General features: G+C 68.5%; 15 protein-coding genes and 2 pseudogenes. 9 read left to right on the top strand and 8 right to left on the bottom strand.

Annotation, left to right across the window (positions count from 1 at the left end):
• Positions 1–19: 19 nt before the first annotated feature.
• From RGU41_RS19030 to RGU41_RS19015, 4 genes are all read right to left on the bottom strand, one after another.
• On the bottom strand, positions 20–1,312 hold the full coding sequence (locus RGU41_RS19030) for an extracellular solute-binding protein (RefSeq protein WP_134446913.1): 1,293 nt from the start codon (positions 1,310–1,312) through the stop codon (positions 20–22).
• Between the two features lie 334 nt (positions 1,313–1,646).
• On the bottom strand, positions 1,647–2,132 hold the full coding sequence (locus tag RGU41_RS19025) for a GGDEF domain-containing protein (RefSeq protein WP_322137117.1): 486 nt from the start codon (positions 2,130–2,132) through the stop codon (positions 1,647–1,649).
• Entirely contained in the window at positions 2,062–2,940 is an 879-nt protein-coding gene (locus tag RGU41_RS19020; protein ID WP_322137116.1) for a PAS domain-containing protein, read from the bottom strand. Before RGU41_RS19020 ends, RGU41_RS19025 begins: the two co-directional genes overlap by 71 nt.
• A 132-nt stretch (positions 2,941–3,072) precedes the next feature.
• Positions 3,073–4,107 (bottom strand): LacI family DNA-binding transcriptional regulator, encoded by a 1,035-nt coding sequence (locus tag RGU41_RS19015; RefSeq protein WP_134446845.1) that lies wholly within the window; start codon positions 4,105–4,107, stop codon positions 3,073–3,075.
• A gap of 158 nt (positions 4,108–4,265) precedes the next feature.
• Here RGU41_RS19015 and RGU41_RS19010 point away from each other — a divergent pair, with 158 nt between their 5' ends.
• Positions 4,266–5,855 carry a glycoside hydrolase family 43 protein gene (locus RGU41_RS19010; RefSeq protein ID WP_241975174.1) on the top strand — a complete coding sequence of 530 codons (1,590 nt, stop codon included), beginning with the start codon at positions 4,266–4,268 and terminating at the stop codon, positions 5,853–5,855.
• On the opposite strand, the gene RGU41_RS19005 is transcribed toward RGU41_RS19010, so the two are convergent.
• Together RGU41_RS19005 and RGU41_RS19000 are read right to left on the bottom strand one after the other, a co-directional pair.
• Complete coding sequence (locus tag RGU41_RS19005; protein WP_322137115.1) at positions 5,812–6,531, bottom strand: substrate-binding domain-containing protein; 720 nt, start codon at positions 6,529–6,531, stop codon at positions 5,812–5,814. The genes RGU41_RS19010 and RGU41_RS19005 overlap by 44 nt on opposite strands.
• A gap of 284 nt (positions 6,532–6,815) precedes the next feature.
• A pseudogene (locus tag RGU41_RS19000) lies at positions 6,816–6,977 on the bottom strand (LacI family DNA-binding transcriptional regulator); the annotation flags it as partial.
• 135 nt (positions 6,978–7,112) lie between these two features.
• Here RGU41_RS19000 and RGU41_RS18995 point away from each other — a divergent pair.
• The 7 genes from RGU41_RS18995 to RGU41_RS18965 all read left to right on the top strand — a co-directional run bounded on the left by RGU41_RS18995 (position 7,113) and on the right by RGU41_RS18965 (position 15,532).
• On the top strand, positions 7,113–8,420 hold the full coding sequence (locus RGU41_RS18995) for an ABC transporter substrate-binding protein (RefSeq protein WP_134446839.1): 1,308 nt from the start codon (positions 7,113–7,115) through the stop codon (positions 8,418–8,420).
• Positions 8,421–8,430: 10 nt separating this feature from the next.
• Positions 8,431–9,348: a carbohydrate ABC transporter permease gene (locus tag RGU41_RS18990; protein WP_134558039.1), complete on the top strand. Its 918-nt coding sequence runs from the start codon at positions 8,431–8,433 to the stop codon at positions 9,346–9,348.
• On the top strand, positions 9,348–10,166 hold the full coding sequence (locus RGU41_RS18985) for a carbohydrate ABC transporter permease (RefSeq protein ID WP_134446835.1): 819 nt from the start codon (positions 9,348–9,350) through the stop codon (positions 10,164–10,166). Before RGU41_RS18990 ends, RGU41_RS18985 begins: the two co-directional genes overlap by 1 nt.
• 2 nt (positions 10,167–10,168) lie before the next feature.
• The gene (locus RGU41_RS18980) at positions 10,169–11,431 is read left to right on the top strand and encodes a glycoside hydrolase family 3 protein (protein ID WP_322137114.1); all 1,263 of its coding nucleotides are present in this window, start codon (positions 10,169–10,171) and stop codon (positions 11,429–11,431) included.
• Positions 11,350–12,564 carry a glycoside hydrolase family 3 C-terminal domain-containing protein gene (locus RGU41_RS18975; protein ID WP_322137402.1) on the top strand — a complete coding sequence of 405 codons (1,215 nt, stop codon included), beginning with the start codon at positions 11,350–11,352 and terminating at the stop codon, positions 12,562–12,564. The genes RGU41_RS18980 and RGU41_RS18975 overlap by 82 nt, the downstream gene beginning before the upstream one ends.
• A 127-nt stretch (positions 12,565–12,691) precedes the next feature.
• Positions 12,692–13,885, top strand: a complete 1,194-nt coding sequence (gene xylA / locus RGU41_RS18970; protein WP_134446831.1) for a xylose isomerase — start codon at positions 12,692–12,694, stop codon at positions 13,883–13,885.
• Between the two features lie 138 nt (positions 13,886–14,023).
• Complete coding sequence (locus RGU41_RS18965) at positions 14,024–15,532, top strand: xylulokinase (RefSeq protein WP_322137113.1); 1,509 nt, start codon at positions 14,024–14,026, stop codon at positions 15,530–15,532.
• A gap of 32 nt (positions 15,533–15,564) precedes the next feature.
• Here RGU41_RS18965 and RGU41_RS18960 read toward each other — a convergent pair whose 3' ends face one another.
• Both RGU41_RS18960 and RGU41_RS18955 read right to left on the bottom strand, forming a co-directional pair.
• Entirely contained in the window at positions 15,565–16,512 is a 948-nt protein-coding gene (locus RGU41_RS18960) for an aldose 1-epimerase family protein (protein ID WP_322137112.1), read from the bottom strand.
• Positions 16,509–17,566: pseudogene (locus RGU41_RS18955) on the bottom strand (LacI family DNA-binding transcriptional regulator). The gene RGU41_RS18960 and the pseudogene RGU41_RS18955 overlap by 4 nt, the downstream one beginning before the upstream one ends.
• Positions 17,567–17,869: 303 nt before the next feature.
• On the opposite strand from RGU41_RS18955, the gene RGU41_RS18950 reads away from it, so the two are divergent.
• A complete protein-coding gene (locus RGU41_RS18950) occupies positions 17,870–19,147 on the top strand; it encodes an ABC transporter substrate-binding protein (RefSeq protein WP_322137111.1) in 1,278 nt (425 codons plus the stop codon).
• The last annotated feature ends 40 nt before the right edge of the window (positions 19,148–19,187 follow it).

Genomic DNA, 19,187 nt, shown 5'->3' with positions numbered 1-19,187 from the left:
AGGCGCGACCCGCGGCGGACTACTTCTTGATGTCCTTGATGCCGTCGTTGTATTCGGTGCCGAGTTCGGTCAGGACGTCCTTGGACGACTTGGTGCCGTTCATGAGCTCCTGCAGGCCGGCGTTCAGCTGGTCGTAGAAGGTCGGGGTGGGCCAGTCGGGGTAGAAGCCGATGCCGTCGCGCGCGGTGAGCGTGTTGAAGTTGGCAATCAGTTCCTGGCTCTTCGGGTCCGTGATGTCCGAGGCGTTCGCGGCGACGGGGACGCCACCGTTGTTGCCGATCAGGGCCTGGATCTCCGGGCGCATCGTTATGTCGATGAATGCGGCGGCGAGGTCCTTGTTCTTGGCCTTCTCGGGGACGACCCACATGTTTCCGCTGGATCCGGGAGACATCGTGGCGCCGGGGTAGAGGAAGGTGCCGAAATCGAAGCCCTTGATCTCTGTCGTGAAGCGGTTGTACCACCAGCTGCCGGAGAAGAAGATCGGGTTCGTCCCAGCGATGAACGCGGTGCCGGCATCCTCTGCCTTGGTCCCGGTGGCGTCTTTGGAGATGTAGCCCTTGTCGGTCCAGTCCTTGATGGTGTTGGTCGCGTAGGTCAGTTCCTTGCCCTGCCAGTCGACGTCACCGGTGTAGAGCTGGTAGTCGTTGACGAAGCTGCGGTCTGCCTTGGTCAGCGCAAGCTGGTACCAGAGCTGGCCGAGCGGGTACTCGGCTGCCGACTCCGCCAGCGGGGTGATCCCGGCGTCCTTGAAGGTTTTCAGTGCGGCTTCGAACTCGGCCTGCGTGGTCGGGATCGCGACGTTGTACTTCGCGAACATGTCCTTGTTGTAATAGGCCTCGACGAATTCGCCGTAGTTCGGAACGCCGTACCAGGAGCCGGAGCCCATGATGCCGTTTTCGTCATACTTGGCGGTGGTCTGCAGGGAGGGGGCGAGCTTCGCGTCCCAGCCGTACTGGCTGACGTAGTCGTCGAGGTTGCTGAGCAGCCCCTGGCTTGCGAGCAGGCCGGCGGTGGCGTTGCCCTTGTTGTACTCGAGGATGTCGGGGGCCTGGTCGGAGTTGAGGACCTGGCTCGCGGTCGAACGGATCTGCTCGAAGCTCTTCGCTTCGAACTTCACCTTCGCGCCGGTCTCCTTCTCGAAGACCTTGATCGCCTCGTTCCAGGCGATTCCCATCGCACTGGTATCGGACTCGAAGTCCCAGAGCGTCAGGGTCTTCCCCGTGCCGTCGACGGGGCCAGCCGAGCTGGCGCTCGTGGATCCGCCGGTTGAACCGCTTGCGCAGCCGGTCAAGAGTGCCGCTGCTGCCGTCATTGCGACGACAGCGAGGGCGCGCTTTCCTAATCTCACTTTCTACCTCCTTGTAGTGGCGACACCGATTCCTGTCGCCGATGACGACCCGAGCGCGAGCGAATCGAAACGCTTCGATAATTGCTGTGCTTATCGCCCGCCGAAACGCTTCGACATTGGGTCGCTTTGAAGCATAGGGGCCTGCGGATGCGGGCACAAGTTGTTTGTTGATATTCGCAACATATCCGCGTCGCGCGAGCATCCGGCCCGGCCGCGATCCCCCGGATCCTCCACCTGAGGTGTCGCATATCGAGGTTCACACGCGGGTTGAACATCGATATGCGACACCTCAGGGACGTCATCGACGACCGACGGCGGCGCGGCGCACCCGCGCACGGAGAGCGCGCCGCGGGGTACCCGGCTTCATCCGGTACATGTCGGCGTCCGCCCGCGCGAACAGATCCTCCGCGCTCGCGCCGGGGGCCCCGATGGCCACGCCGATGCTGGCCCGGACGGCGAGCGTGAGGTCTCCGATCGGGAACACGGGGCGCATCCGCTCGGTGATGCGCTCGACGAGGGCGGACGCCTCGGGAATCCCGCCGGTGATCAGGATGACGAATTCATCTCCGCCGAGGCGCGCGACGAGGTCGCTGGGCCGGACTACGGCACTCAGTCGCTCGGCGACCAGGCAGAGCACGGTGTCGCCGACGGCGTGACCATGCCGGTCGTTGATGGACTTGAAGTCGTCGAGGTCGCAGTAGACCAGCGCCACCTCACCGGACTCCCGGCCGACGGCCTCCTCGAGGGCCGAAATGAACTGCCGGCGATTGGCCAGGCCGGTCAAGCCGTCGGTCGTGGTTCGCGGCCCTGTCGAGCTGGCGCTCTGCGTGGACGAGTCCCGTGATGTCGCGCGACACACTCAGGTATTGCGTGACGCGGCCCTCGACGTTGCGCTTGAACGGGGTGAGTCCGCGCTCGACCCACAGGCTGCGCCCGTCGGCGGTCACCATCCGGTGCCGGCAGTGCACGACCTCGTGATCGAGGGCCAGCCGCACTCGCTCCTGGGCAGCGCGGTAGATGCCCCGGTCTTCGCTTGGAACGGCGCGGTCCCGCTCCGCGGGATCCGACAGGCCCTCGACGCTGTAGCCGTAGGTCTCGCTCAGGGACTTCGACGCCCAGAGAAGCTTCTCCTCGTCAAGGTCGAACACCGTGATCAGGTCGGGGGTGGTCTCGAGGACGGCGTTCTGGAATTCGAGCACTTCCCCGAGACGTTGCTGCGCCGCCATCCGCTCGGAGACGTCGGCAACCTGCACGAAGAAGCCTCCGGCGATGTCGGGCTGGTAGTCGACCTGCAGGTGGCGCGTCACGCCACCGGCGTCGACGAGGGTCCGGTCGAAATGCTGCGGGATTCCGTCGAGTGCACCACGCACCATGGGAAAGTTGCTCGCGTAGAGCTCGGCGCCGAGCACCTCGCTGATATGCCGGCCGCGCATTGCCGCGGCGTCGCCGCCGAGCAGCATGCCGTACGCGGTGTTGGCGAGGTCGCAACGGAGGTCGTTGTTCCAGTGCCCGATCAGGGCGGGGAGCCGGTCGATTGCGGTTCGCAGGAGGTCCCGTTCTGCCACGAGTGCCTCGTAGTCGTCTATCGTCACCTTTGCCCGAGGAATGCGACCACGGGAACCCGTCGAAGCTCCCCCACTTGGAGGGTACAGGTCCCGGAGCGTTCCGCACCGTTCCCGGAGAAGATCCGGTGGTGGGACCCGGCTTCCCGGGTCGGGAGCGGGTCAGGATCGCGGGGAGGCCCCTGGCCGATCCGGCGGCGGTGCGATCGAGCCGCGCTCGTAGAAACGCGGAGGGACGAGCTCGATACGGGGTTCGATCGGACCGCTCACCTGCTCGATCGCGAGCGTGACCGCGCGCCAGCAGGAGTCGGCGGCGACGAGCGGAATCGTGTCGAGCGGAGGCTCGAAGTGATCGGTCTCGAAGCTCGCGCAGGCCGCAAGCACGGAGAGATCCCGCGGCACCCGCAGGCCGCGTTCCCGCAGCACGTCCAGAACCGCGGTGTGTATGCTCTCCTCGGCATGGAGGACGAGCGCCGTCATGTCCGGGCGCTCCGCGAAGAGCGCATCGAGGGCGATCCGGACGCTCGGGCCGTCCCGTTCGGGCATCACGAACGCCGTCTCGACCCCGTGGGCCGCAGCGGCCGCGAAGAAACCGTCGCGGAACCGGGGCGGGAAATTCGAGCCGCGGGCATAGACGCCGGGAGAGTGCCCGATCAGGCCGATCGACCGGTGCCCGGCTGCCACCAGCTTCTCGACCGCGAGCGCCGCAGCGGCCTCGAAGTCGAGGTCGACGCAGACGAGACCGGCAGCATCCCGGGGAATCCCGATGAAGGTCGCCGGCACGCCGAGCTCGCGGATGACCGCGACCCTGTCGTCATCGCCCGCGACGTCGAGCACGATGATGCCGTCGACGAGGCTGCTCGACGCCACCCGGCGCAGTCCGCTCGTCGCCTCGTCCTGGGTGAGCAGCAGCACGTCGTAGTCGTGTTCGCGGGCGGCCTGCGCGACCGCGAGCACGAAGGCCATGTGGGCCGGCGCATAGGTGTCCGCGTGAAAAGGCGCCGTGAGGGCGAAGATGTTGGTGCGGGTGCCCGCGAGCATCCTGGCCCCCGCGTTCGGACGATAGCCGAGACTCTCCACGGCATCGAGGACGCGCACGCGCGTGGATGCCGCGATCGACCGCTTGCCGGACAGCGCGTAGGACACCGTGCTGATCGAGACACCGGCAACCCGCGCAACATCGTGGATGCTCGCCATGGCGCCGACCTCGCTTCCCGATAATAAATGTCTTGTCGCACAGTCTGACCCATGAACCAACGGACCAGAACCACCCCGTCCCGGATTTGTTGTGAGAATCGACTTAAACGGGTCAGGGGTCACGGATGCCGGCGGTCCGGTCACTAGGGTGGTCAAGCATGACGGTCTTCGCGAATCCGGTCCTGCCCGGAATGTACCCCGATCCCTCGGTCTGCCGGGTCGGCGACACCTTCTACCTCGCCAATTCGTCGTTCGAGTACTTCCCCGGTCTCCCACTGCACTCGAGCACCGACCTCGTCACCTGGACACCCCTCGGCCACGCGATCGACCGCACCGGGCAGGCCGGCCTGCTCGACCTCGCCGGGGTGCCGGACTCCGGCGGCCTCTACGCGCCGACCCTGCGCCATCACGACGGTCTGTTCTTCCTCGCCTGCACCGTCGTCGGCGGCGCGGCGGACGCGTCGTTCTTCCTCACCACGACCGACCCGGCCGGGCCCTGGTCCGATCCGGTGTTCCTCGAGGGCGCGCGCGGCATCGATCCGACGGTCTTCTTCCACGAGGGCAGGGTCTGGTGGGCCGGCTGCCGCCTCGTCGAACCCGGCGCATACCCCGGCCAGACCGAGATTTGGCTCCGCGAGCTCGACCCGGTCGCCGGGCGACTCTTCGGCCAGGAGCACATCCTCTGGAATGGCGCGGTTGCCGGGGCGGTGTGGGCGGAGGGCCCGCACCTCTTCGCGCACGACGGGTGGATCTACCTCCTCGCCGCCGAGGGCGGCACCGAACGGAACCACGCCGTCTCGGTCGCCCGCTCCCGGTCCGTCACGGGCCCATACGTCGGGAACCCCGGCAACCCGGTCCTCAGCCACCGCCAGCTGGGAGCCACCGCGAGCGTGCAGAACGTCGGGCACGCCGACCTCGTCGAGGCAGGGGACGGCTCCTGGTGGGCCCTCGCCCTCGGCGTGCGCAGCCGCGCGGGCGGGCACGTGCTCGGACGGGAGACCTTCCTCGCGCCCGTCGCCTGGGAGTCCGGCTGGCCCGTGGTCAACCCGGGTGCAGGCCGGCTCGGCGAGCGCGGAAACACACCGTTCACGAGCGCGGATGCGCCGACCCCGGCCGAACTGCATGACACATTCCCGGTCGGGCCGCTCGCGGCGCACTGGCTCGGCGTGCGCGGGCCGGTGCCGGGAGCGCACACCTCTGCGGCAGGGTTGCACCTCGAGCCTCCTGCGCCGCCGGCCCTGGACCCGGCCGGGTCGACATCGGCGCCACGACCCGCGACGAGGACGCCGGCCGCGTTCCTGGGGTACCGGTTGCGGCATCCCGACGTGCGGGCCGGTCTCCGCCTGGTGCTGCCGTACCCCGGGGTCACGGCCGGGCTCGCCCTGCGGCAGAGCGAGAACTTCGGCCTGCGCATCGAGCTCGCGCACGCGCCGGCCGGCTGGACTGCGACCGCGATCGCGCGCGCGGACGGGGCTGACACGGTCCTCGGCAGCGTGCCGCTCGACCCCGTCGCACCGGGCTCCCTGCTCGGCCTCACCGCGGAGCTGTCTGCGGCGGGGGTCGCTTTCACGGTCACGGTCGCCGGCGAGACGCGCGTCGTCGCCGTGACGGATGCCGCCCTCCTGACGACCGAGCGCGCCGGCGGCTTCGTGGGCACCGTCGTCGGGCCCTTCGTGAGCGGCGAGCCCGGCCACCCGGTCACGGTCACCGGCTTCGACTACGTGCCGACGGCATCCGCCACGCCCTGACCGAACCGATTCGACGGGGATTCTGCCCGGAAAGCCCTTCACACCCGCTCCCCCGCGAAATGGACCAGAAGAGTCCGTCGAATCGGTTGGGAGTCAGGCGAGAGGGGCCGTGCTGTGCCGCGTGACGAGGCTCGTCGCAAGATCCATCCGCTGCACGGTGCCGCCAGGGGAATGCCGCATGCTGACCGCGAGATTCGCCGCGGCCTCCGCCATCTCGGTGAGCGGCTGCCGGATCGTCGTGCATGCGGCGGCCCGACCCACCGGGCGAGGGGAGGTCGTCGTAGCCGACGACCGAGAGGTCGGCAGGGATGAGCAGCCCCAGCGCCCTGGCCGCCTCGTACACGCCCATGGCCTGGAGGTCGCTCCCCGCGAAAATGGCGGTCGGCCGGTCCGGCCGGTCGAGCAGCTCGACCGCGCGCACCCGGGCCCCCTCCGGGTGGAAGTCACCGTCGAGCACGAGGGAGGAGTCGTAGGCGATTCCGGCCGCTTCGAGCGCGGCACGGTACCCGCCGATCCGCGCGACCGAACACAGCATGTCGACCGGACCCCCGATCATGCCGATCCGGGTGTGCCCGAGGTCGATGAGGTGCCGGGTCGCCGCGAGGCCGCCCGACCAGTTCGCCGAGCCGATCGAGGGAACGTCCGGGGTCGGCTCCCCCGCCGGGTCGACGACCACGAAGGGGATACCGCGGGTCGCGAGCTTCTGCTTCTGCTCCCCGAGAGGTCCGAGAAGACCAGGATCACGCCGACCGGATTGCGGGCGATCACGCCGTCGATCCATTCCACGGACGGCGCGTGCCTGTCGCCGCTCTCGGTGAGGACGATGCTGAGCCCGTTCGCCCGCGCGACGCGCTCCACCCCGCGGATGATCTCGATCGCCCAGACGCTCTCGAGCTCGTGGAAGACGAGCTCGAGCAACGGCGCGGAGGCTGCGGCGTCGCCGCGACGGCTGTACCCGTTGCGGGAGAGCAGCTCTTCGACCCGGGTGCGCGTCGCAGGGGCGACGTCGCCGCGGCCGTTGAGCACCTTGGACACGGTGGAGAGCGACACGGCCGCGAGCGCGGCGATCGCCGACAGGGTCACGCGGTCCGGACTCTCCCGGCTTTCTTCGACGATCGACATGGCCTCATTCTTCCCCGAAGCCTCGGCTCCGTGCATCCGTTTGGTTTGTCGCTTGACGCAACAAACCCTGCGCCATAGACTCCAGTCATCCTAATCACTTTCGGCAACTTTGCCGAAACTTTCGAGAGGCGTTCAATGTCGAACACGAGCAGGTGGCTCAAACGAGCCGTCGCCGCATCCGCAGTAATCGCGTTGGGAGTCACGCTCTCCGCGTGCTCCGGCACATCAGGCAGCACAGCCAACAGCAACCGTCCGGAGAATGTCATCCACGTCGCCGTCTACGGAGACGCGGGTAACACCGTCGAGCAGGCCATGGTCGACAAATTCAACGCCACCTCCAAGGTCCAGGTCATCCTCGACCGGATCCCCGGCGCCAATTACCAGCAGAAGCTCCAGACGATCATCAGCACCGACGCGGCGCCCGACGTCTTCTTCAACTGGGGCGGCGGCAGCATCCAGCCGTTCGTGAAGGCCAACCTCCTCCTCCCCCTCACCGACATGATCAAGTCGGACCCGGCCCTCGAGTCGAGCTTCCTGCCCTCGGTCTTCAACGCCGCCGCGATCGACGGCGTGCCGTACGGCATCCCGATGCGCGGCACCCAGCCGGTCATCCTGTTCAACAACAAGCAGGTCCTGACGGATGCGGGAATCACCGCCCCGAAGACGTGGGACGACCTGCTCGCCGACGTCAAGGTCCTCACGGCGAAGGGCATCACCCCGATCGCCCTCGGCGGCGCCGACCAGTGGCCGACCCTGATGTGGTTCGAGTACCTCTTCGACCGTGTCGCCGGCCCCGACCTCCTCACGAAGGCCATCGGCGGCGACACCACCGTCTGGGACTCCGCCGACGGCAAGGCAGCACTCACCAAGCTCAAGTCCCTCATCGACGCGGGCGCCTTCGGCACCAACTTCGACTCCGTGAGCTTCGTCGACGGCGGCTCGCCCGCTCTGCTCCGCACCGGCAAGGCCGCCTTCGAGCTCATGGGCTCGTGGGAGTACTCCACCCAGCAGACCGCGGACAAGGCGTGGACCGAAGCCAACCTCGGCTACACCGGCTTCCCGTCGATCGCCGATGGCAAGGGTGACGGCGCCGACCTCGTCGGCAACACGAACAACTACTACTCGGTCATCAAGGCCACCCGCTACCCGGACACCGCCCGCGACTTCCTGAAGCTGATGTACTCCGACGAGTTCGTCCAGGCCCAGCTCGGCATCGGCAACCTCCCCACGACGACCACGACCGAGAAGTTCCTCGACCAGGCCGCCGACCCGGCATACGCGACCTTCCAGTTCAACCTGGTCAAGGACGCACCCGCGTTCCAGCTCTCCTGGGACCAGGCTTACCCCCAGTCGGCATCCGCCGACATGAAGACCGCGGTCTCGCAGTTCTTCACCGGCAAGCTCGACGTCGCCGGCTTCATCTCCGCGATGCAGGCACTCTAGGTAACTGACCATGAAGCGTCCAACCACCGGGCGCTCACGGCACTCGGGCGGCCCCAACGTGGGCCGCCCGGGCTTCGCCTGGGCCCTCCCCGCCACAATCTTCTTCGCCCTCTTCGCGATCGTCCCCCTCATCGGCGTCGCGGTGATGTCCTTCACGAGCTGGAGCGGCCTCGGCTCTCCCGAGTTCAACGGGCTCGACAACTGGAACAAGCTCCTCGGCGACAAGGTCATGATGCAGAGCCTCTGGCTGAGCGCCCTACTCACCCTGCTCGGCGTCGTCATCCAGACCCCGCTCAGCATCCTGCTCGGCGTCTGGGCCGCGGGACAGCAGAAGAACCGCGCCGTCCTCTCCGCGATCTACTTCATCCCGCTGCTGCTCTCCTCCGCGGCCGTCTCGGTGCTCTGGCGGGCCCTGCTCGACCCGAACTTCGGCATCCCCGGCCAGCTGGCCGGGATCTTCGGCGGCGACGGCAACCTGCTCGGCAGCCAGGCCGGCGCGATCGCCGTGCTGACCTTCGTCGGCGCGTGGCAGTTCACCCCGCTGCACACCCTGCTCTACCAGGGCGCTGCCCGGTCGGTCCCGCCCGTGCTCTACCAGGCCGCCGAGATCGACGGCGCAGGCACGATGCGCAAGTTCTTCAGCATCACCCTGCCGCAGCTGCGCAACACCATCGTGACCTCCGGCATCCTGATGGTCGTCGGCGGCCTCACCACCTTCGACACCGTGCTCATCCTGACCAAGGGCGGGCCGGGCACCGACACCACCATCACGCCGTACTACATGTACCGGAAGGCGTTCCAGTCCTTCGACTTCGGCGTCGGCAGCGCGATCGCGCTCGTCCTCGTGGTCATCGCGACGGCCATCTCGCTCATCATGGTCAGGGCGACCGGCTACGACAAGATGAACAGCGCCCAGGAAGGCATCTGATGAAGCCCAGACCGAATTACTTCGCCGGGGCCGGCAGCATCATCTGGCTCCTGATCGTCCTCGTCCCGATCTACGTCATGGTCACGGCGACGATCCAGACGCAGCAGGGCTACGCATCCGCCGGCCCGTTGTCTCTGCCAAGCTCGTTCACCCTCGACAACTTCGGCGCCCTCGTCACGGGCGGGTTCCTCACCTACGTGTGGAACACCGTCATCGTCACGGTGAGCGTCGTCGCGATCGTCGTGCTCGTCGTCCCACCGCTCTCCTACGCGGTCGTCCGCAGCCGCAGCCGGGGAATCTCGCTGATCTTCCGCACCTTCCTGCTCGGACTCGCGATCCCGGCTCAGGCCGTCATCGTGCCGATCTTCTACCTGATCTCGGTCGCCGGGCTCTACGACAGCCTGATCGGCATCATCCTGCCGACGGCGGCGTTCTGCCTGCCGATCTGCACCCTGATCCTGACCGGCAGCATGCGCGACATCACCCCGGAGCTCTACGAGGCCATGGCCATGGACGGTGCGACGCCGATGCGCAGCTTCTTCCAGCTCGTGCTTCCCCTCTCCAAGAGCGGCATCTCGACGATCATCGTCTTCTCCGCGCTGCAGGCCTGGAACGGCTTCCTGTTCCCCCTGATCCTGACCCAGTCGGCCTCGACCAAGGTGATCACCCTCGGACTGTTCGACTTCCAGTCGCAGTACGGTGTCAACATTCCGGGGCTGATGGCGGCCGTGCTGCTCTCGATGCTCCCGGTTCTCTTCGTGTACCTATTCGCCCGGCGCGCCCTTGTTCAGGGCCTCATGGGCGTCGGAGGCAAGTAATCATGACCGACACACTCTCCCCAGCCCCTTCCCCGGTGGATGCAGCGCCGCACGCCTGGCAGGACACCGCACGCTCCCCCGCCGAGCGCGTCGACACCCTCCTCGCCGCGATGACCCTGCGCGAGAAGGTCGCCCAGCTCTACGGAGTCTGGGTCGGCGCCTCCAACGACGGCGGCGGCGTCGCCCCGTACCAGCACGACATGGAGGACGTCCTCGACCTCGACGCCCTCCTGCCGCACGGCCTCGGCCAGCTGACCCGGCCGTTCGGCTCCGGGCCCGTCGACGCCGCCGTCGGCGTCGTCTCCCTCGCGCGCAGCCAGCGTCGCATCGTCGCGGCCGGCCGCTTCGGCATCCCCGCCCTCGCCCACGAGGAGTGCCTCGCCGGCTTCACCGCGTGGGGCGCGACCGCATACCCGGTGCCGCTGGCCTGGGGCGCGACCTTCGACCCCGGCCTCGTGCAGGAGATGTCGGGCCGGATCGGCGCGAGCATGCGCTCCGTCGGAGTGCACCAGGGCCTCGCTCCCGTTCTCGACGTCGTACGCGACGCCCGCTGGGGCCGCGTCGAGGAGACCATCGGAGAGGACCCGATCCTCGTCGGCACCATCGCGACCGCCTATGTGCGCGGTCTCGAGTCCGCCGGCATCGTCGCGACCCTCAAACACTTCATCGGTTACTCCGCATCGAAGGCCGGCCGCAACCTCGCCCCCGTCTCGATCGGCAGCCGCGAATTCAACGACGTGCTCGTCCCGCCGTTCGAAATGGCGGTGCGCGAGAGCGGGGTCCGCTCCGTGATGCACGCGTACACCGACATCGACGGCGTGCCGACCGCCGCAGACCCGACCCTGCTCACCGGGCTCCTCCGCGACACCTGGGGCTTCACCGGAACGGTCGTCGCCGACTACTTCGGCATCGCCTTCCTGAAGACCCTGCACGCGATCGCCGAGACCTGGGGGATGCCGCGGTGCAGGCCCTCCGCGCCGGCGTCGACGTTGAGCTGCCGACCGTCAAGACCTTCGCGGAACCGCTCCTCGCCGAGATCGAGGCCGGCCGGCTCCCGACCGACTACATCGACCGCGCAGCCCGGCGTGTGCTGCTGCAGAAGCTCGACCTCGGCCTGCTCGACGCCGACTGGTCGCCGCTCCCGGCCGGCTGGACCGAGACCGACCTCGCCGACGTCGAGGCCGTGCGCGGGCGGGTCGATCTTGATCCCGCCGCGAGCCGGAGCGTCGCGCGCCGGATCGCCGAACAATCGGTTGTGCTGCTGACGAACGACGGCCTGCTGCCGCTCGCGCCGGCATCCACCGGCTCACCGCTGCGGATCGCGGTCGTCGGCCCCAATGCCGACGACGCGCTCAACCTGCTCGGCTGCTATTCGTTCCCCGGCCACGTCGGCACCCTGCACCCCGAGGTGCCGATCGGAATCGAAATCCGCACCGTGCTCGAAGCAGTTCGCACTGAGTACCCCCTGGCGACCGTGACATACTCGCCCGGCGTCACCGTCGATGGGACCGACGAGACCGGCATCGCGCCAGCCGCACGTGCCGCAGCCGACGCCGACCTCGTGATCATCGTGCTCGGCGACCGGCCCGGACTGTTCGGGCGGGGGACCAGCGGGGAGGGCTGCGACGCCGAGTCGCTCGAACTGCCCGGTCGGCAGTGGCGGCTGCTCGACGCGGTCCTCACGAGCGGAACCCCCGTCGTGACCTTGCTCGTCGCCGGACGCCCTCACTTCCTGCACGATGCACCCGAACGGTCAGCGGCCGTGTTGCAGTCGTTCTTCCCCGGCGAGGAGGGCGCCGGGGCACTCGCGGGCGTGATCAGCGGCCGGGTCAACCCGTCCGGCCGGCTGCCCGTGAGCGTACCGAACCACGCGGGCGGCCAGCCCGGCGGGTACCTCGCCGCGCCGCTCGGGAGCCTGAACGAGGTCTCCAACCTCGACCCGACCGCACGCTTCGCCTTCGGCCACGGTCTCGGCTACAGCCGATTCGAGTGGACCGATGCCGCGATCGGCGCGGCCTCGATGACCACGGATGCCGCAACGACGGTCACCCTCACGGTCACGAACGCGGGTGCCCTCGCAGGGGCCGACGTGGTGCAGCTCTACCTGCACGACCCGGTCGCCTCGGTCGTGCGCCCGGTGAACCGGCTGATCGGGTACGCGCGGGTCGAGCTGGATGCCGGTGCGAGCGCACGCGTCGAGTTCACGGTGCACGCCGACCTGTCCGCGTTCACGGGCAGGGACGGCGACCGCATCGTCGAACCAGGTGCTCTCGAGCTGCGGCTCGGGCACTCGAGCGCGCTCGTCGCCGCACCCCTCAACCTGCGGCTCACCGGGCCCGTGCGCACCGTCGACCACACCCGCGCCCTCGTGGCCGCGGCGACCGTCGCCCCGCGCTGAAGCCCCGCCCGACCGGCCCGTTCCGGTCGCACCGATTGCCGGAAGACGGTAGCGCGGCATCCGCTTTTCCCCTAATATGTTTATAGATACAACAAATCATCAACGTCGCTGACAGACAAGGAACCTCATGGCCATCACGCCCACCCCCGCAGACAAATTCTCCTTTGGCCTCTGGACCATCGGCTACAACGGCGCTGACCCCTTCGGTGGGCCGACTCGTCCGCCGCTCGACGTCGTCGACGCCGTGGAGAACCTGGCGAAAATCGGGGCGTACGGCCTGACCTTCCACGACAACGACCTGTTCCCGTTCGGCTGCACGGAAGAGAAGCGCCAGTCGCAGATCGACCGCGTCAAGCAGGCGTGTGCAGACACCGGCCTGATCATTCCGATGATCACGACGAACCTGTTCAGCGAGCCCGTCTTCAAGGACGGCGGCTTTACCTCGAACGACCGCAGCGTCCGCCGCTTCGCCCTCCGCAAGGTGCTGCGCAACCTCGACCTCGCGGCCGAACTCGGCGCGAAGACCTTCGTGATGTGGGGCGGGCGCGAAGGCGCGGAGTACGACTCGGCCAAGGACATCCGCTCGGCCCTCTCCCGCTACCGCGAAGCCGTCAACCTGCTCGGCGACTACGTCACCGACAAGGGCTACGACATCCGCTTCGCGATCGAGCCCAAGCCGAACGAACCCCGCGGCGACATCCTGCTGCCGACGATCGGTCACGCGATGGCGTTCATCACGACCCTCGAGCGCCCCGAATTGGTCGGCGTGAATCCCGAGGTCGGCCACGAGCAGATGGCCGGGCTCAACTTCGCCGCCGGCATCGCCCAGGCGCTGTACCAGGGCAAGCTCTTCCACATCGACCTCAACGGCCAGCGCGGCATCAAGTACGACCAGGACCTCGTCTTCGGCCACGGCGACCTGCACAACGCCTTCGCTCTCGTCGACCTGCTCGAAAACGGCGGCCCGAACGGCGGCCAGACCTACGAGGGCCCTCGCCACTTCGACTACAAGCCGAGCCGCACCGAGGACATCACGGGCGTCTGGGACTCCGCCAGGGCCAACATCCAGACGTACCTGCTGCTCAAGGAACGCGCCGCGTCCTTCCGCGCCGACCCCGAGGTGCAGCAGATGCTCGCCGCGGCCAAGGTGCCCGACCTCGCGCTGCCGACCCTCGGCGAAGGCGAGACCTACGACGACCTGCTCGCCGACCGCGCCTCCTACGAAGACTTCGACACCGACGCGTACTTCGGCGGCAAGGGCTTCGGCTTCGTTCGCCTGCAGCAGCTGGCCCTCGAGCACCTGCTCGGCGCCCGCAACTAGCACAGCACCACCTGCGCGCCCCGGCCGGCGTGTCACGCTCATCTGGGGGCGCGACAAACCGGCCGGGGCGCGTTCGCGCCCGCCGCGCCCGCACGTCCTCACTCGCACCCCACCCCTCTCGAAGCGGAGAATGTAGTCATGTCACTGGTTGCCGGAGTCGATTCCTCGACCCAAAGTTGCAAGGTCGTCGTTCGTGACACGGAAACCGGTGCGCTCGTTCGCAGCGGTCGCGCCGTGCATCCGGAGGGGACCGAGGTCGACCCGCAGAAGTGGTGGGAGGCCCTGCAGGCCGCCGTCGCCGACGCCGGCGGACTGGGCGATGTCGCAGCGATCTCGATCGCGGCCCAGCAGCACGGCATGGTCGTCCTCGACATCGACGGCCGCGTCATCCGCCCGGCCCTGCTCTGGAACGACACCCGCAGCGCCCCCGCAGCCGCAGAGCTGATCGACGAGGTCGGCGCCGCCGAATACGCCCAGCGCACCGGCCTTGTGCCGGTCGCGTCGTTCACAGCGACGAAGCTGCGCTGGCTGCGCGACGCCGAACCGGGCAACGCAGCGCGCGTCGCCGCGGTCGCGCTCCCCCATGACTGGCTCACCTGGCGGCTGCGCGGCTTCGGCCCGGCCGACGAGAGCCCTCTCGGCCCCGACCTGACGGCGCTGACCACGGACCGCTCCGATGTGAGCGGCACCGGCTACTGGTCGCCGATCACGGGCGAGTACGACCTCGACCTCTTCGAGCGCGCCCTCGGGCACGCGGCCGTGCTGCCGCGCGTGCTCGGCCCGGGTGAGATCGCCGGAGAGACGGTCGCACTCAGCCTCGCCTCCCCTGACGAATTCGACGGAGATCGTGCCGATTCGACACCTGAGACGACCACTACATCGTTCACCGACCTGGAATCCCCGTCGAATTGGGTACCCGCCGGCATCGTCGTCGGCGTCGGCGCCGGCGACAACGCGGGCGCCGCCCTCGGCCTCGGAGCGGGCGACGGCGACGTCATCGTGTCGATCGGCACGAGCGGCACCGTCTTCGCGGTGACCGCGACCCCGGCAACGGATGCCACGGGCACGGTCGCGGGGTTCGCCGACGCGAGCGGGCTCTTCCTTCCGCTCGTCGCGACGCTCAACGCCGCGCGCGTGCTCGACGCGGTGCGCGGACTCCTCGGCGTGGACCACGACGAGCTCGGCCGACTCGCCCTCGAGGCGGAGGCCGGCGCGAACGGCCTCGTGCTCCAGCCCTATTTCGAAGGCGAGCGCACCCCGAACCTGCCCAACGCGACCGCGACCCTCTTCGGGCTCACCCTCGCCTCGACCACCCGGCCGAACCTCGCCCGCGCGGCGATCGAAGGCCTGCTCTGCGGGCTCGCTGACGGCCTCGAGGCCGTGCGCGGCCAGGGTGTCGTCGTCTCCCGGGTGCTCCTGATCGGCGGCGCGGCGCAGAACCCGGCCGTCCGCGGCATCGCGGCGCAGCTCTTCGACAACCCCGTCGTCGTTCCGGCCCCTGGCGAGTATGTCGCCGACGGCGCAGCCGTGCAGGCGGCGTGGGCGCTGACGGGAGCGCGACCGGAGTGGCGCATCTCGCTCGCGGCGGAGCCGGCGATCGACTTCCGCCCCGTCATCCGCTCGCAGTACGCCGCCCACCGCGTCTGACCCACCTGCTCCGACCCACCCCGCCTGCCGGGTCAGAGCGCGCTGATCCGCCAGCTCGCCTCGTGGGTGTCTCCTGGCGCCAGACGCACGAGGTCGATGCCGGAGTTGAACGCGTCAGGAGGGCACGTCATCGGCTCCACCGCGAGGCCGAGCCGGGTGACCCCTGGCAGCGGCAGGTCCGCGGTGTGCACCTGCAGCCACGGGCATTCCGGCCCGAAGCTCATGGCCACACCGCGTCCGTCGGCCTCCCGCAGTTCGAGGGTCGCGCGCCCGCCGGAGTCCTGGATGATGCCCGTGAACGCATGGTCGATCTCCGTCGCACCCAGCACCCGGGGCTCCCGGAAGTCGAAGGCACCGTCGCCGGCCGCGACGTCGACGACTCCGACCGGCAGCAGCCGGTCCGGTGTGACCTCGAGGAACCGGTCGGCCGGAAGCATGAGCGTCCAGCTGTCCAGCGGGGAATCCCCCGCGCGCAGGTACGGATGCGGGCACACGCCATACGGCGCCGTGCCCGCTCCGGAGTTGCACACCTCGATCGTGGTCGTCAGTCCATCCGCGGCGAGCGCGTACCGGGCCGTGAAGTCGAGCTGGAAGGGATAGCCGGGACCGGCGGGCAGCCTGAGTCCGAGCACGACCTCGCCGGGAGCCTGCGCGAGCAGCCGCCAGGCCCGGTCGAACACGAGCCCGTGCAGCGCGCAGTCCCGCGACGGCTCGTTGACCGGCACGTGCACGGCCACTCCGTCTACCGGGTAGCGACCGTCCGCGATCCGGTTGGGCCAGGGTGCCGCGAGAGCGCCCCGGAAGCCGACCATGGCCTCGTCCCGGTCAAAGCTCACGACCAGGTCGCGCCCCTCGTACTGCAGCAGGCGGAGGCACGCGCCGATCTCGGTCACGACCGCGCGGTAGCCGTGTCCCGCGATCTCGTACTGCTCGCCGCTCGGCGCGGGGTTGGGTCCCGCCGTCGTGGTCTCGCTCGTCATGATTCCTGTCCTCGCTCTTCGGATGCCCCGGGCACGGTCACCGGTTCGCGCGATTCCGAGGACTCACGCTCGATCACCCGGAAGTCGGCCAGGAACTCTCTCGGCGCCTCCGGGGCGGTGGCATTGATCCGTTCGAGCAGCACCCGCACGGCGGTCTCGGCGATCTCTGCCCTCCCGGGATCGACCGTCGAGAGCGTCGGAAGGCTGTACCGGGTCTCGTCGAGATCATCGAAGCCCATCAGCGCCACGTCCTCCGGAATGCGCAGCCCAGCCTGCTGGAGCACGCGCATGGCGCCGAGGGCCAGGGTGTCGTTGAGTCCGAACACGGCGTCGAACTCCACGCCGGAGGCGAGCAGCTCCCGCGTCGCTGTGGCGCCGTTCGAGCGGTGCCACAGGGTCGTGAACCCGATCAGGGCGGGGTCGAAGGGAATTCCGGCGGCCTCGAGGGCCTCCCGGTACCCGCGCAGGCGCAGGCCGGCCGAGCCGATCACTTCGCCCTCGTGCGCACCGACCACAGCGATCCGGCGCCGTCCCCGCCGGATCAGGTGTTCGGTCGCCGCCCTCGCGGCATCGACGTTGCGCATCGTGACGTGGTCGGTCGGCCCGTTGAAGATCCGCTCCCCGAGCAGCACGAGCGGGTAGCCGACCCGCAGGAAGTCCGCGTCGTCGTTGCCCATGCCGAGAGGGCTGAAGATCAGGCCGTCGGTGAGCTGGCGCCGGGGGCTCGAGAGCAGGCCGATCTCCCGGTCCCGGTCTCCCCGGTCTGTTCGATCAGGACGGTGACGCCATGGCGCTCCGCCGAGCGGATCACGGCATCCGCGAGCTCGGCGAAGTAGCTCAGGGACAACTCGGGGAGGGCGAGGCCGATCATGCCCGTCCGTCCGGAACGCAGGCTGCGTGCCGAGAGATTGGGGTGGTAGTCGAGCTCGGCGATGGCCTCGAGCACCCGCTGTTTGGTGGCGGGGCGGATGTGGGGGTGATCGTTGATCACGTTGGAGACGGTCTTGATCGAGACTCCGGCGATTTGTGCCACATCGTGCAGTGTTGCCGCCATGGAGCCCCTTCCGATTCGGGCGACGTTCGCAGCAGCGTTCGTCTCCTCGCATAGTACAACGTTGTATGGCAGGCGGTGGGTGGGATCCGGCCTGATCACGGCAGCCTGTGACGATCTGGGTCAGACCGCTTGACAAATCGATGTCCGCCTCGACAGAATCTAGTTACATCGTTTACTTACAACGATGTAAACGATGCGATCGGCTCAGCGGATCCCGTCGCCAATACCGAGACAAGGGTGTCTGCACACCGGGAATGGACCAACACAAGTGAAAAAGATTCTGGCAACGGGGGCGTCACCATCATGCTCGCCGCAACGCTCAGCGGCTGCTCAACCGGGGCGGCCGAAGCAAGCTGCCAAAACAAGATCGTCAACTCTGCCGCAACCGTGGTCAACGTCTGGGCGTGGTATCCCGAATTCGAATCGGTCGTCGACCTGTTCAACAACACGCATGACAAGGTGCAGGTCTGCTGGACCAACGTCGGTGCGGGCAATGACGAGTACACCAAGTTCTCGACGGCCATCGAGGCCGGCTCGGGTGCTCCCGATGTCATCATGCTCGAGACCGAGGTCGTGCAGAGCTACATCCCGCGGGACGCCCTCGCCGACCTGACGAGTTACACGGCCGACATCAAGCAGAACTACTCCGAGGGCGCCTGGGCCGACGAGTCCAGCGGGGCAGGCGTCTACGCCATCCCCGTCGACGGCGGACCGGTCGGCATGCTCTATCGCAAGGACATCTTCGACAAGTACGGCATCGCGGTTCCGACGACCTGGGAAGAATACGCGGCCGCCGCGCAGGCCCTCAAGGATGCCGGATCGACCTCGATGATCACCGACTTCGCCGGCAACGGCCGGGCATACCAGCAGGCGCTCTTCGCGCAGGCCGGCTCGATTCCCTATACCGTCGACGGAACGAACGTCACGGTCGACCTGAACGACGCCGCGAGCCTCAAGGTCCTCACCTACTGGCAGGACCTGGTCTCCAAGGGCCTTGTCGGCACAGAGGACGCGTCGACGACCGACTACAACACGCACCTCGTCGACGGCACCTACGCTTCGACGATCGCGGCGGCCTGGCTGCCCGGCTACCTCGCCGGGTTCACCGGCGCCGAGAGCGGTGCCGTCTGGCAGGCTGCCCCGATCCCGCAGTGGGCAGGCGAAACGCCGAAGCAGGTCAACATCGGCGGATCGGCCTTCTCGGTGACGAGCCAGGCCAAGGACAAGGATGCCGCCGCGACCGTCGCGAAGGACATCTTCGGAACCGAAGAGGCCTGGAAGCTCGGCATTGAAAAGGCCGCACTCTTCCCGCTCTGGAAGCCGATCCTGACCTCCTCGTACTTCACCGATCGCGCCTACGACTTCTTCGGCGGCCAGCAGATCAACAAGGACGTCTTCCTCGCCGCCGCGAACGACTACAGCGGCTTCCAGGTCAGCCCGTTCCAGAACCTCGCGTACGACAAGCTCACCGAGGCCGTCAACTCGGTCTCGAGCGGTGCCGCCACGCCGGCGGATGCCCTCGCGACGTACCAGAAGGCCGTCACGGAGTACGCGACCTCACAGGGGTACACGGTCAAATAACCCGGACCCACGGTGGTCGGCCGGGCTCACGCACCGGCCG

The sequence above is a fragment of the Cryobacterium sp. 10C3 genome, assembly GCF_034314285.1.
Classification (GTDB): domain Bacteria; phylum Actinomycetota; class Actinomycetes; order Actinomycetales; family Microbacteriaceae; genus Cryobacterium; species Cryobacterium glucosi.
This window is presented reverse-complemented; position numbering and strand designations above follow the sequence as displayed.